Annotated in this window: 13 protein-coding genes and 1 tRNA gene; 3 read left to right on the forward strand and 11 right to left on the reverse strand. The window is 60.6% G+C overall.

The window, feature by feature from the left end; genetic code table 11:
• Positions 1 to 39: 39 nt before the first annotated feature.
• The gene (locus tag JBE38_RS25280; protein ID WP_090368407.1) at positions 40 to 939 is read right to left on the reverse strand and encodes a LysR family transcriptional regulator; all 900 of its coding nucleotides are present in this window, start codon (positions 937 to 939) and stop codon (positions 40 to 42) included.
• Positions 940 to 1,148: 209 nt separating this feature from the next.
• Here JBE38_RS25280 and JBE38_RS25285 point away from each other — a divergent pair, with 209 nt between their 5' ends.
• The 3 genes from JBE38_RS25285 (at position 1,149) to JBE38_RS25295 (ending at position 3,275) form a co-directional block, all read left to right on the forward strand.
• Positions 1,149 to 2,411 (forward strand): aminotransferase class III-fold pyridoxal phosphate-dependent enzyme, encoded by a 1,263-nt coding sequence (locus JBE38_RS25285; RefSeq protein WP_205345405.1) that lies wholly within the window; start codon positions 1,149 to 1,151, stop codon positions 2,409 to 2,411.
• Positions 2,412 to 2,700: 289 nt separating this feature from the next.
• Positions 2,701 to 3,021: a helix-turn-helix domain-containing protein gene (locus JBE38_RS25290; RefSeq protein WP_060757257.1), complete on the forward strand. Its 321-nt coding sequence runs from the start codon at positions 2,701 to 2,703 to the stop codon at positions 3,019 to 3,021.
• Between the two features lie 95 nt (positions 3,022 to 3,116).
• Positions 3,117 to 3,275, forward strand: a complete 159-nt coding sequence (locus JBE38_RS25295) for a YqaE/Pmp3 family membrane protein (RefSeq protein WP_003228885.1) — start codon at positions 3,117 to 3,119, stop codon at positions 3,273 to 3,275.
• Positions 3,276 to 3,280: 5 nt separating this feature from the next.
• Here JBE38_RS25295 and pqqE read toward each other — a convergent pair whose 3' ends face one another.
• From pqqE to JBE38_RS25345, 10 genes are all read right to left on the reverse strand, one after another.
• Positions 3,281 to 4,411, reverse strand: coding sequence for a pyrroloquinoline quinone biosynthesis protein PqqE (gene pqqE / locus JBE38_RS25300; protein WP_060757258.1), 1,131 nt, complete (start codon positions 4,409 to 4,411; stop codon positions 3,281 to 3,283).
• The gene (gene pqqD / locus JBE38_RS25305) at positions 4,404 to 4,679 is read right to left on the reverse strand and encodes a pyrroloquinoline quinone biosynthesis peptide chaperone PqqD (protein WP_060757259.1); all 276 of its coding nucleotides are present in this window, start codon (positions 4,677 to 4,679) and stop codon (positions 4,404 to 4,406) included. Before pqqD ends, pqqE begins: the two co-directional genes overlap by 8 nt.
• Complete coding sequence (gene pqqC / locus JBE38_RS25310) at positions 4,676 to 5,413, reverse strand: pyrroloquinoline-quinone synthase PqqC (RefSeq protein ID WP_205345406.1); 738 nt, start codon at positions 5,411 to 5,413, stop codon at positions 4,676 to 4,678. The genes pqqD and pqqC overlap by 4 nt, the downstream gene beginning before the upstream one ends.
• 120 nt (positions 5,414 to 5,533) lie before the next feature.
• On the reverse strand, positions 5,534 to 6,445 hold the full coding sequence (gene pqqB, locus JBE38_RS25315; protein WP_205345407.1) for a pyrroloquinoline quinone biosynthesis protein PqqB: 912 nt from the start codon (positions 6,443 to 6,445) through the stop codon (positions 5,534 to 5,536).
• 71 nt (positions 6,446 to 6,516) lie between these two features.
• Complete coding sequence (pqqA, locus tag JBE38_RS25320) at positions 6,517 to 6,591, reverse strand: pyrroloquinoline quinone precursor peptide PqqA (protein ID WP_003194766.1); 75 nt, start codon at positions 6,589 to 6,591, stop codon at positions 6,517 to 6,519.
• Between the two features lie 158 nt (positions 6,592 to 6,749).
• The gene (gene pqqF / locus JBE38_RS25325; protein ID WP_205345426.1) at positions 6,750 to 9,119 is read right to left on the reverse strand and encodes a pyrroloquinoline quinone biosynthesis protein PqqF; all 2,370 of its coding nucleotides are present in this window, start codon (positions 9,117 to 9,119) and stop codon (positions 6,750 to 6,752) included.
• A gap of 59 nt (positions 9,120 to 9,178) precedes the next feature.
• Entirely contained in the window at positions 9,179 to 9,973 is a 795-nt protein-coding gene (locus tag JBE38_RS25330; RefSeq protein WP_205345408.1) for a carbon-nitrogen hydrolase family protein, read from the reverse strand.
• A 10-nt stretch (positions 9,974 to 9,983) separates the two neighbouring features.
• Positions 9,984 to 11,690, reverse strand: a complete 1,707-nt coding sequence (locus JBE38_RS25335) for a flavin monoamine oxidase family protein (RefSeq protein ID WP_161548718.1) — start codon at positions 11,688 to 11,690, stop codon at positions 9,984 to 9,986.
• 146 nt (positions 11,691 to 11,836) lie between these two features.
• Positions 11,837 to 12,283, reverse strand: a complete 447-nt coding sequence (locus JBE38_RS25340; protein ID WP_060757265.1) for an Lrp/AsnC family transcriptional regulator — start codon at positions 12,281 to 12,283, stop codon at positions 11,837 to 11,839.
• A gap of 87 nt (positions 12,284 to 12,370) precedes the next feature.
• Positions 12,371 to 12,447, reverse strand: a tRNA-Ile gene (locus JBE38_RS25345).
• Positions 12,448 to 12,449: the final 2 nt, after the last annotated feature.

A 12,449-nucleotide genomic window follows, 5' to 3' on the forward strand; every position in this document is an offset into this window, starting at 1 on the left:
GCCCCGCTTCGGCGGGGTTTTCTTTTGCCCGCGAAAAAGTCAGGCGCTTGCCTGCGGGGCATTCATCACGCCTTCCAGCAGCGTGCGCAGCAAGGCCACGGTCGCCTGCTGTCGTTGTAGATCACGGCACACCAAGCCCACTTTCAGTGGCACCCTGGGTTCACTCAAGGGTTTCCACAACAAGGCCTTGCTGTTGTGCTCGTCCTGGGAGCGCCCTGGCAGCACCGTGGCCAATTTACTGTGGGGCAGGCTGTCGAGAATGCCCACCATGGTGTTGAGCTCTGCCTGCACTTGCGGGCGCCGCCCAAGGTTGGACAGTTGGCCTTGCCAGATCTGGCGCACTTGAAACTCTTCGCCCAACAGCAACATTGGCAATTCGGCCGCCTGCTTCAGCGAGACTTTCTTGAACTCGCGCAGCGGGTGGTCCTCGGGGATCACCACCTTCAATTCATCCTCATACAGCAGCGTGCCGTGCAGCCCCGGCTGGCGTGGCGGCAGATAGCTGATGCCAATGTCCAGCGAACCGTTGAGCAGGCGCCGTTCAATTTCAAGCCCCGTCAGTTCGTAGATTTGCACGACCAAATGAGGCTGCGCCTTGCGCACACGCTCCAGCATTTGCGGAACCAGGCTGGTGTGCACCGTCTGCAGCACGCCGATGGCCAAGGTACGCATCGCCTGGCCCTTGAAGTTGCCCAAGGCTTCAACGGCTTGCTGCATGCCATCGATCAGCGGCAAGGCATGGTTGTACAACGTATGAGCGGCCAAGGTAGGTAACAGGCGCTTGCTGCTGCGCTCGAACAGGCCCACATCCAGGTTCTGTTCCAGCTGGCGGATTTGTTGCGACAACGCCGGTTGAGAGATCGAAAGGCGTTCAGCGGCACGGCCTACGTGGCCTTCCTCATACACCGCGACGAAATAACGCAGTTGCTTGAAATCCATAAGACTTACTTATCGAAAAAGCTGGAAAATCGAAATGGCCGTCGGCCCTGCAGACGCCTAGTCTAGCGCCTATTCACAGGGCGTACAGGGCCGGATCGGGCAATGAACAGCGTTTATGTTGATAGCGTTTACATAGGCAAGACAAAAAACCGCAAGGCAGTGTCGGCACCCTGCACCGATCAAGGTCGGGTTGCTATTGGAGGTGAGCTGTGAATCTGTTCCGTCGCCCCGCGCCGAGCCTGGACGATCTGATTCTGGACACTGCCGGCAATGACCTTTCCAGCGCGCGCCTGATGCCCACCGTTGCGCGCCCGCCACAGGTGTTCGTGCGTGGCCAGGGCTCCTGGCTCTGGGACAGTGATGACCGCGCCTACCTCGATTTCAGCCAGGGCGGTGCCGCCAATAGCCTCGGCCACAGCCCGCAGGTATTGATCAAGGCGCTCTCGGATCAGGCTCAAGCACTGATCAACCCGGGTAATGGCCTGTACAACCGCCTGCAACTCAACCTCGTCGAGCGCCTGTGCGAACACACCGGCAGCGACCAGGGCTACCTGCTCAACAGCGGCGCGCAAGCCTGCGAAGCGGCGATCAAGCTGGCACGCAAATGGGGCCAACTGCATCGGGGTAGTGCTTACCGCATCATCACCGCGGGCAACGGCTGCCATGGCCGCAGCTTCGCGGCCATGTCGGCGTCGTCGGGCGGCTGTGACAACCGTTTCGAACCGCAGTTGCCTGGGTTCAGCCATGTGCCGTTCAACGATCTACCCGCGCTGCACGCCGCGGTGGATGCAGGGACCGTCGCGATAATGCTGGAACCTATCCAGGCCGAAGCCGGCGTAATTCCCGCCACCGAGCACTACCTCAAGGGGGTTGAGCGGTTATGCCGTGAGCTGGGCATCCTGCTGATTCTTGATGAAGTGCAAACGGGCATCGGTCGCTGTGGCGCCTTACTTGCCGAACAGCAGTACGGTATACGCGCCGACATCATCACCCTCGGCAAGGGCTTGGGCGGTGGCGTGCCGCTGGCGGCCTTGTTGGCGCGCGGCAAAGCCTGCTGCTTCGAAGTCGGCGAGCTGGAGGGCACCCATCATGGTAATGCGTTGATGGCATCGGCCGGTCTGGCGGTTCTCGATACGGTGCTGGAGCGCGGTTTCCTGGAGCATGTGCATGAATCTGGCTGTTACCTCGGCGAAGGTCTCGCCCGCCTGGCTTACCGTTACGACCACGGCCAATTACGCGGCCAGGGCCTGATGTGGGGCCTGACGTTGTCGGATGATTCCGCGGATGCCGTCGTAAAGGCCGCCCTGCACGAAGGTCTGATCCTCAATGCCCCGCAACCCAACTGCCTGCGCTTCACTCCGGCGCTGACGGTGAGCAAAAGCAACATCGACGAAATGCTCCTGCGCCTGGCCCGCGCCTTTTCTCGCGTGCGTACCGCACAACTGCAATGCCGCAAGGGCATCGCCGTTTAATCCCTTATTCCTGAACCGTCTCGCGGCCTACGCGGCGCCTCCAGCCTGATTCTTTTGGCTGGGGGCGTTTTTTTGTCTGCGAAATTTTTGGACTGAAATTGTTGATTGAGCATCAGTGAAAACAATGGCTTTTTGGCAAGCGTCGGCAAGGACTGCCGACGAGGGGGCAGAGAGATTTTGCGTGCCCGCGTTTCTAGTCTATACCACTGAGTGGTATGTTTGTGGGAAGCTTTAAGCGCGGCACAAGTCCAGCAACTACTGGACCTCAAGGAGTTTGTGGAGATACATCATGATCAAAAAGTATGAAAGTGAAGCGCTGGAATCTGTTCATAAATCGGCCCAGGCGCTGCACTCGATAGGGGCAATCAGCAAAACCACTCTACGTGAGTTCGACGAGATGTGCCTTGCAACGGTCCCGGCGCAAATTCCAGCCGAACAGATCAAGCAGCTGCGTGAAAGCAGCCATGTGAGCCAACCTGTTTTCGCGCGTTACTTGAACACCAGTGCCTCCACGGTCAAAAAATGGGAATCTGGTGAGAAACAGCCCAGCGGCATGGCGCTCAAGTTGCTGAGCATCGTAAAGAAGCACGGGTTGGAAATTCTGGCTTGAAGATGGCCCAATGCCAGAACCCACTGAACCCTCGCAAACCCCCACGGTCGATTAGCTACACGGCTCACACGAGCCGATTTTCTGGAGCTGACCCTATGGATTTCATTCGTATCATCATTGCCATCCTGTTGCCGCCACTGGGCGTGTTCCTGCAAGTGGGGTTCGGTGGCGCGTTCTGGCTGAATATCCTGCTGACCCTGTGCGGCTACATCCCGGGCATCGTGCATGCGGTGTACATCATCGCCAAGCGCTGAGGCCGTCAGCCTTTGGCGATGAGTCGTGAGTTGCGCTCGTTGCGAAAGGCCAGTTGCTCAATGGTCTGAGTAGCGTGTTCGGCCTCCTCCCGCGCCTGCAGGATGATGCCGTGCTGCTCGGACTTGCTGCATACCGGGTCGGCATTGCTCGCATCCCCGGTCAGCATAAAGGCCTGGCAGCGGCAGCCGCCGAAGTCCTTTTCCTTTTCGTCACACGAACGGCACGGTTCGGGCATCCAGTCATAGCCGCGAAAGCGGTTGAAGCCGAACGAGTCGTACCAGATGTGCTGCATGCTGTGATCGCGCACATTCGGAAATTGCACCGGCATCTGTCGGGCGCCGTGGCAGGGTAGGGCGGTACCGTCCGGTGTCACCGTCAGAAAGAGACTGCCCCAGCCGTTCATGCAGGCTTTTGGGCGCTCCTCGTAGTAGTCCGGGGTCACGAAGATCAGCTTGCAGGGGTGCCCTTGGGCTTCAAGCTTGGCACGGTATTCGTTAGTGATGCGCTCGGCGCGCACCAACTGCTCTTTAGTCGGCAGCAACCCCACGCGATTGAGTTGTGCCCAGCCATAGAACTGGCAGGTGGCGAGTTCGACGAAGTCGGCTTCCAGCGCGATGCACAGCTCGATGATACGGTCGATCTTGTCGATATTGTGCCGATGGGTGACAAAGTTCAGCACCATCGGATAGCCATGGGCCTTGACCGCACGGGCCATTTCCAGTTTTTGCGCGAAGGCTTTTTTCGAGCCGGCCAGCAGATTGTTCACCTGTTCATCGCTGGCCTGGAAGCTGATCTGGATATGGTCCAGGCCGGCTTTTTTGAAGTCGCTGATTTTCTGTTCGGTGAGGCCGATGCCGGAGGTGATCAGGTTGGTGTAGAACCCCAACTGGCGTGCCTCGGCGATCAGCTCTGCGAGATCCTGGCGCACCAGCGGTTCACCGCCGGAAAACCCCAATTGTGCCGCACCCATTTCCCGCGCTTCGCGAAACACCTTGATCCACTGCTCGGTGCTCAGCTCCTTGCCCTGCTCGGCGAAATCCAGCGGGTTGGAGCAATACGGGCATTGCAACGGGCAGCGGTAAGTCAGCTCGGCGAGCAGCCATAGCGGCAGGCCGACAGCGGGTTTTTCAGGCAAGGTTGATCCAGTGCTCAGCACGGGCGACCTCCATGAATTGCTCGATGTCTTCACCGAGTTCAGGCACACCGGGAAATTGTTTTTCCAGCTCGGCGATGATGGCCGCGACGTCGCGCTCACCGTCGATCAAGCCACCGATCAAGGCGGCGCTGTCGTTGAGCTTGATCATGCCTTCAGGATAGAGCAACACATGGCCTTTTTGCGCAGGCTCGTACTGGTAGCGATAGCCTTGGCGCCAGGTCGGTTTTTTGCTGCGATCAAAGCTCATAGGGTGATCCCTTTATGCCACACCCGTTGCTCGGTCACGCTGTGATAGGGCGGGCGGTTGAGTTCATAGGCCATGCTCATGGCGTCCAGCATGCTCCACAAAATATCCAGTTTGAACTGGAGTATTTCCAGCATGCGCTCCTGGCCTTCGCGAGTCGTGTAGTGCTGCAGGGTGATCGCCAGCCCGTGCTCCACATCGCGACGGGCCTGGCCCAGGCGCGTGCGAAAATATTCGTAGCCGGCTGGATCAATCCACGGGTAATGCTGCGGCCAACTGTCGAGGCGCGACTGGTGGATCTGCGGGGCGAACAGCTCGGTCAGCGAACTGCTGGCGGCTTCTTGCCAGCTGGCGCGACGGGCGAAGTTGACGTAGGCATCCACCGCAAAACGCACACCGGGCAACACCAATTCCTGGGAGCGCAGTTGATCGGGGTCGAGGCCGACCGCCTGGCCCAGGCGCAACCAGGCTTCGATCCCGCCGTCTTCGCCGGGTGCGCCGTCGTGGTCCAGCAGGCGTTGAATCCACTCGCGACGGATCTCGCGGTCCGCGCAGTTGGCCAGGATCGCCGCGTCTTTCAGCGGGATATTCACCTGATAGTAGAAGCGGTTGGCGACCCAGCCCTGGATCTGCTCGCGAGTGGCTCGGCCTTCATACATCGCCACGTGGTACGGGTGATGGATATGGTAGAAGGCGCCCTTGGCCCGCAGGGCCTTTTCAAATTCTGTGGTGCTCATCGGTCTTTCAGTCACAAGAGTTCTCCTGCAGGAGCGAGCTTGCTCGCGAAGGTGGTTAATGAGGACGGGGCATTCTGAATGAGCGCATTGCCCTTGAATTTTTCGCGGGCAAGCCCGCTCCTACAGTTCGATGCTCATGCCGTCGTAAGCCACTTCGACATTGCGCCGCGCCAACTCGGCCCGCTCGGGGGAATCCTCATCGAGAATCGGGTTGGTGTTGTTGATGTGGATAAGTACCTTGCGCTGTTCAGGCAACTGCGCAAGCACTTCGAGCATGCCGCCGGGGCCGTTCTGCGCAAGGTGGCCCATCTCGCGGCCGGTGCGAGTGCCGACGCCACGGCGTTGCATTTCATCGTCATCCCACATCGTGCCATCCACCAACAGGCAATCGCTACCGGCCATGATCTCCAGCAACGGCGCGTCGACCTTGCCCAGCCCCGGGGCGTAGAACAGTTTGCCGCCGGTGCGCAGGTCTTCGACGATCAGGCCGATGTTGTCGCCTGGGTGCGGGTCGAAGCGGTGTGGCGAGTAGGGCGGCGCAGCGCTGCGCAGTGGCAACGGGGTAAAACGCAGGTTTGGGCAGGCCGGGATGGTGAAGCCGGTGTCCAGCTCGATGCGGTTCCTGACCAGGCCGCCGTTCCAATGGGTGAGCATGGTGAACAACGGGAAACCGGTGCTCAGGTCCTCAAAGACCATGTCGGTGCACCACACCTGGTGCGGGCAGCCTTCACGCAGGCTCAGCAGGCCGGTGGTGTGGTCGATCTGGCTGTCCATCAGGATGATCGCGCTGATGCCGGTGTCGCGCAGGGCACGGCCGGGTTGCATCGGGGCAAAGCCTTGCAGTTGCGCCCGGATATCCGGCGAGGCATTGCACAGTACCCAGTTCACGCCATCGTCGGAGATCGCGATGGACGACTGGGTGCGGGCCTGGGCCTTTAAGCTGCCATCACGAAAACCTGCGCAGTTCACGCAGTTGCAGTTCCACTGTGGGAAACCACCGCCGGCGGCGGAACCTAGAATCTGGACAAACATGGTCGCTCCATCAAGCAAAGCTCAAAACAAAAACGCCCCGGGCGAACCGAGGCGTTGTATTACCCAGCGGATTAACGGCTGGCGAAGTACATGGTGACTTCGAAACCGATGCGCAGATCAGTGTAAGCAGGTTTGGACCAGGTCATATTCATACTCCTACCAAAGGATGGGACGTTCACTACCAACTACTACATATAGTCCACCTCCTGTCGGAGATGTTCAGATACTGCGTATGAATATTACGCAATTCTTCTCAAGTTAGCGCTGTCTCGAAAGAAAAAGCCTTTTGCAGGCCTGGCAATGATCAGCCTGCGGCTTGCCAGTGATCGCTGATACGTGGGCCGTTGGCGACACAGCGCCAGCCGCCCGAGGCATTGTTGAGTTGCCGGGCGGCCTGCAGTAAATCTTCACGCGTGCGAGATTGGATGAGTTGTTCAAGCCGCTCCAGATATCCCGACGAATGGCCGGCCAACTGCGCGTGCCAAAGCTGCTCGGCGGCTAGGGCGACAGAAAGTGCCGTGAGCTGCCGGGCCAGGTCCTGGCCCCCCAGGTCGGCGCTGCCCTCGATCAACGACGGCAGTTGTGTCAGAAAGGTTTGCAGGTGTTCGACGATACCGGCGAGGGAAACGCTGGGGGACTGCACGCCAAACAGCAGCCCGGTTTGCCCGTTGATCTGTCGCACGCCGCTGAATACGGCGTAGCCGACTTGCAGCTCGACGCGCAAGCGTTGGTAGAAAGGCCCCTGCAACAGATGCCCGAGCAGGCGCCACGCGGCCTCGTCCTCCAGGGATTGTGTGGGTGCCGGGCAAAACAGCAGTAATGCCGCTTCGTCGGACGCCGTTGCCATCGCGTGCCAGAGACGTTGACCACCGATGGGCGGGTGTTGGTACTCGATGCTCGCGGGCTGCCCAGGCAAACGAGCGGCAGCGGTTTTGATCGCGGCTTCGCATGCGGCAGGCAACCCCAGGCCCAACCCTTGCCAGCGGGCGGTGTTCCACGCTGCCGGCGTCACGCGGGGTTCGCTGCGTGCACCGGCACAGCAAGCCGGGAGCGCCTTGAGCAGTGCTCGGATAGCAATCAGCGGCGCTGCGTTGGAGGGCGTCTCATGGGCCACGGGCAGGTTAAGGTTATGCGCCAAGGCTTCGAGCACGGCCGGCATCGGCTCGTGGAGGCCGGTCATTTTCACCCACCAGTCATTGGCGAGGGTTTCGAACGATAACTCGACGCCCGCCTGATGGGCGTTGTCCCGCAACGGCTGCAATGCGCTTTCCAGCCCGGCAGGGAGGCTTGAATCAAACTGCCAATGCAGATAGAGCGCACCTTCCTCGGTGTCATCAGCCAAGGCTTTGCTGAACGTCAGCGCGGAGGCTTCGCGTCGGCCTCGGGAACGATCCTGGGCAAAGGTGCGCAGGCCGCGATGGGCGCTGGTTTGGCCGCGAATCAGGCCGGCGCGTTCTTCTTTGACGGGCGGGCGCAGGAACGGGTTGCCGGGTGGCAACTGCCAAGTGTGCTGGGCGGGCTTCAGCTGAAGTGAATCAAGCAGGGCCTTCAAGGCACTGACGCTGTGCTCCGACAGCGCTTGGCTTTCGTACCGCGCCAACGCCAGGGCGCCTTGGACCTGAAGTTGACGCGCCGCCAGCAGGGCGAATTCTTCGCGCAGTGACGTCCAGTCACTGTGGGCGAAAAAGCTCAGCCAGTCGTGCAACAACATCTCGATCAGCGCCGCCGAATCAGCGTGGGTGTCGAGAGCAAAGTCGATATCCAGCAGTGCTTGCCCAGCGAACTGATAAAGCACCGAGGCCTGCAATGTGCTGGCCAGCTTTCGAGTTTTCAGTTCAGCCAGCAACCCGCCGGGCGCTGCGCTGTTGAGCCAGGTACAGAGAAACTCCAGGGCTTCGCGTGGTACATCGCAGGCAATGACGTGGTGCAGGTGACCATTGGCAGTGTGCTGATAACTCATGGCCTGGTCGCGCATCAGCGCCGGCGGAGCGGCCTGTGGGTGGCCAGCCCCGGCGGCCAGCTGTTCGCTGAACCGCCGCGCCTGCGCTTCGAGTTCGTCCCACGGCTGGGGGCCGACAAGGCTCAGGGTCATCTGCCCACTCTGATAGAAGTCGGTGTGGAATGCCCTCAGCGCTTGCTGAAACAGCTCACTTTCCACGGGCAGGCTGTCGCGATTACCGGCATGAAAACCCCGCAGCGGATGATCATCGGCCAGACCTTCGAGCAGTGCGACCTGCCGTTGCGCTTGGGCATCCTGCGACCAGGCGACGAACTCCGCGTGCAGCACTTCGCGTTCACGCAGTTGATCTTCAATTGCCAGGCGTGGATGAGCGAGCATCTCGGCCAGTCGCTCAAGCCCCTCGGCGAAGGTCGACACCGGCAACTCGAAAAAGAAGTCGGTGGTGCGCTCCCGGGTACTGGCGTTGACCTGGCCGCCGTGACGCTGCACGTACGCCATCAAGGCGTCGTTCGCGGGAAAACGCTTGGTGCCCAGAAACAACAAATGCTCCAGAAAATGCGCCAATCCCGGCCACGCCAAAGGCACATCATGGCTGCCGACGGCCACCCGCAAGGCTGCGGCGCAACGCTTCAAGCGCGGTGCATGGCGTAGAGAAACCTGCAGGCCATTGGCCAGGGTCAGATGACGATGATGAGGGTGGGCCGGGGCAGGCATGGACACTTCCGAAACGTAGGGTGTGGCCATGTTAACAAACCGCCGGCAAACCGGCTGGCTCAGGGTTTGTTCAGCACGCCGTAGAGCTCCGGGCGACGGTCTTGCAGGTAGTGATTGGCGGCGCGGGCGTCCAGGATTGAGCGGCGATCCAGCTCGCCCACAATCAAGGCTTCATCCAGCTCGGCCTGGGCGATTCGCTGACCGTTCGGCGCCGCAATGCTGCTTTGCCCGCAATATTGAATCTCGTCTTCATGCCCGCAATAGTTGGCGTAAGCCACATAGCATTGGTTTTCGAAGGCCCGCGCCCGCACGGTGACGTCGGCGACAAAGTCGAATGGCACCATATTGGCGGTGGGCACCAGGATCAGCTCGGCGCCGGCCAGGGCCAGACGCCGAGTGTTTTCCGGAAACTCCAGGTCGTAGCAGATCAGAAACCCCAGCTTCCAGCCATTCAGTTCCACCACCGGGAAATCATCCTCCCCGGCACTGAACATCGAGTGGTCCAGATCACCGAACAGGTGAGTCTTGCGGTAGTTGCACAGGCGCTGGCCGTGGGCGTCGATCAACTGCACGGCATTGTAGATCTGCCCGTCATCGGCGCGCTCCGGGTAGCCATACAGAATCGCCAGCCCGGCGCTTTTGGCCAGTGCGGCGATTGCCTGTGCCGACGCGCCGTCCTGGGCTTCAGCCAGTGCGCCAACGGCTTCGGCGCCGATGTTGTAGCCGCTGAGAAACATCTCCGGCAACACCAGCACATCGGCGCCCGAGGCCTCGTGTGCCACTTGGTGCAGGCGCTTGAGATTGGCGGCCACATCCAGCGGTCGTGGTGGGCATTGGTACAGGGCGACACGCATGCTTGACTCCTTAATCCGCTAAAGCAATCGGTCCGATTTCATCGAACACATCACCCGGGCCTGGGTTTTCCGGATGAGTGCGGCCGCCGAAGTGAGTCATGATGCCCCACACCGCGTTCAGCGAGGTCTGAACCGCGCCTTCCACCCAGGCCGGGGTCCAGGATACATCGTCGCCGGCGATAAAAATCCCACGTTGTTCGGCGGGCATGTCCTTCTGCATGAAGTGCGCATACATGCGCTGGTTGTAGCGATAGTGGCCGGGCAACGCGCCTTTGAAGGCCCCGAGGAAATGCGGGTCGGCTTCCCAGGACACGGTAATCGGGTCGCCGATGATGCGCGCCTTGATGTCGACCTTCGGGTAAATCTTCTTCAGGGCGTCGAGGGCCAGTTTTACGCGCTTATCGATGGGCTGCGGGAGCATTTTCAGCGCGTCGCTCATCCAGGAGTACGACAGGCAGATAACCCCCGGTTTATCGTCGCCGTTATCGAACAGGTAAGTGCCCCGGGTCAGGCGGTCGGTCAGGGTCATGCTCATCAGGTCGCGGCCGGTTTCCGGGTCTTTGTCTTTCCAGAACGGGCGGTCGACCATGACGAAGGTTTTCGACGATTGCATGTAGCGGGTGCGGTCCAGGGCCATCCACATTTTTTGCGAGAACAGGCTTTCGTCGCACTCGATCTGGGTGGTCAACAGCCAGCTTTGGCAGGTGGTCAGCACCGCCGCGTATTCGCGGGTGTCGCCGTAGTTATCCGTGACGGCGAAACGGCCATCGGCGGCGTGGGCAATACGCTTCACCCCGGCCCGTGGCGCGCCCCGGTGCAGCGAGCTGAGGCTGGTACCCGCCGGCCAGTGGGCGCAGCGCTCCGGTACATGACGCCAGATACCCATGGGCACCTGCGCCACACCACCGACCACCAAGTGTTGGTGATCGTCGCAGTTGGTCATGACCACACGGAAGATTTCCAGCATGGAGTTGGGAAAGTCCGAGTCCCAGCCACCGGTGCCGAAGCCCACTTGGCCGAAGACTTCGCGATGCAGGAACGACAGCTTGGCGAAGGCCTTGGAGGTGGCGACGAAGTCGTAGAAAGTGCGGTCGTCCCACAGCGGCACCAGCTTATTCCACAGCTCCTTGAGACGCGGTACGTCGCGATCACGGATAGCTTGTTGGATATCACCGAACTGCGAGCCGGCTTCCAGGGCATCGGCCCAGGCGTCGGCAACTTCCTGGAACAGCACCGGCAGGTCGGAGAGTTTTTGCGCGTAGTGGGTCTGGCCTTCGAGGTCGATCACGGTGCTGCCGGAGGCCGGAGTCAGCGGGTTGGGGAAGGGTTTGGTTTCCAGGCCCAGTTTGTCCACATAGTGGTAGAACGCGGTGGAGGACACCGGGAAACGCATGCCGCCCAGTTCGGCGATGATGCCCTCGGCGCCTTCAAACGCTTGGGAGCGCAGGCGGCCGCCCATCTTCGAGGCTTCGTATACCACGGGTTTCAGGCCCAGTTTCATCAGCTCGTAAGCGGCCACCAGCCCGGCGATCCCGGCGCCGACAATGGCGACTTCAGCCCCATGCTGGGCGGCGGGAATACTGCCCAGCCCGGCGGGGTGTTCGATCCAGTCGTCAAAGGCAAACGGGAAGTCCGGGCCGAAGATGGTGATGGGCTTTTTGCCGTCTGCAGGGTGGCGATTGGGCTTTTGGAAAGTCTTTTGGTTGGCTTCGTTCATGGCACACCTGGCTGGCGACTCGGCGGGGCACGTCCCGTGGAGTATAGGAAAAGATGGCAGCCAGTTTAGGGAGCGCAGTGTTCGTTAATAAGACCCAAAGTGTCGTCGGATTGAATTGTTTTTAGTCAAGGTGACGAAGCAAGTGGTCAGATTGGCTGGCCGCGGTCCAATTTACTGCTGAGGATGATGGAGGTGGTGGTTTTCTCGACACCGTCGACGCTGCCGATCTGGTCCAGCAATTGATCCAGTTGTTCCGGCGAATCGGTGCGCAGCCACGCCACGTAATCGAACTCACCGCTGACCGCACACAACTGCTGGACCTGCGCCATGGCACTCAGCCTGCGCAACACATCCTTGCCCGAGCGCGCTTGCACAGTAATCCCCACATAAGCCTGCAAACCGCCGTCCACTACCCGCTGGCCCAGGCGCACGCCATAACCAGTAATCACTTGGGTCTTCTCCAGGCGTGCCAGGCGCGACGTCACCGTGGTGCGCGCGATACCCAGCTGCCGCGCAAGCATCGCCACGCTTTCACGAGCGTTGATCTGCAGGGCGGCGATCAGTTGGCGGTCGATTTCATCGAGGACGGGCAAAGTGGGCACTCCAGTGCTGACGGCAGTGGGCTACATGTTACAGACTTCCAGACACACAAAAGCCGCGCAATGCGCGGCTTTTGGAGTTGGTGGGCCCACACGGACTTGAACCGTGGACCAAAGGATTATGAGTCCTCTGCTCTGACCAACTGAGCTATAGGCCCTT

It is taken from the genome of Pseudomonas sp. ICBG1301, from assembly GCF_016918385.1.
Lineage (GTDB): Bacteria > Pseudomonadota > Gammaproteobacteria > Pseudomonadales > Pseudomonadaceae > Aquipseudomonas > Aquipseudomonas palleroniana.

Coding starts and splice junctions, on each gene's coding strand:
- pqqC (WP_205345406.1), bottom strand. CDS start 5,413: ATGAGCACCACAGAATTTGAAAAGGCCCTGCGGGCCAAGGGCGCCTTC.
- pqqB (WP_205345407.1), bottom strand. CDS start 6,445: ATGTTTGTCCAGATTCTAGGTTCCGCCGCCGGCGGTGGTTTCCCACAG.
- JBE38_RS25335 (WP_161548718.1), bottom strand. CDS start 11,690: ATGAACGAAGCCAACCAAAAGACTTTCCAAAAGCCCAATCGCCACCCT.
- pqqD (WP_060757259.1), bottom strand. CDS start 4,679: ATGAGCTTTGATCGCAGCAAAAAACCGACCTGGCGCCAAGGCTATCGC.
- pqqF (WP_205345426.1), bottom strand. CDS start 9,119: ATGCCTGCCCCGGCCCACCCTCATCATCGTCATCTGACCCTGGCCAAT.
- JBE38_RS25280 (WP_090368407.1), bottom strand. CDS start 939: ATGGATTTCAAGCAACTGCGTTATTTCGTCGCGGTGTATGAGGAAGGC.
- JBE38_RS25330 (WP_205345408.1), bottom strand. CDS start 9,973: ATGCGTGTCGCCCTGTACCAATGCCCACCACGACCGCTGGATGTGGCC.
- JBE38_RS25295 (WP_003228885.1), top strand. CDS start 3,117: ATGGATTTCATTCGTATCATCATTGCCATCCTGTTGCCGCCACTGGGC.
- JBE38_RS25290 (WP_060757257.1), top strand. CDS start 2,701: ATGATCAAAAAGTATGAAAGTGAAGCGCTGGAATCTGTTCATAAATCG.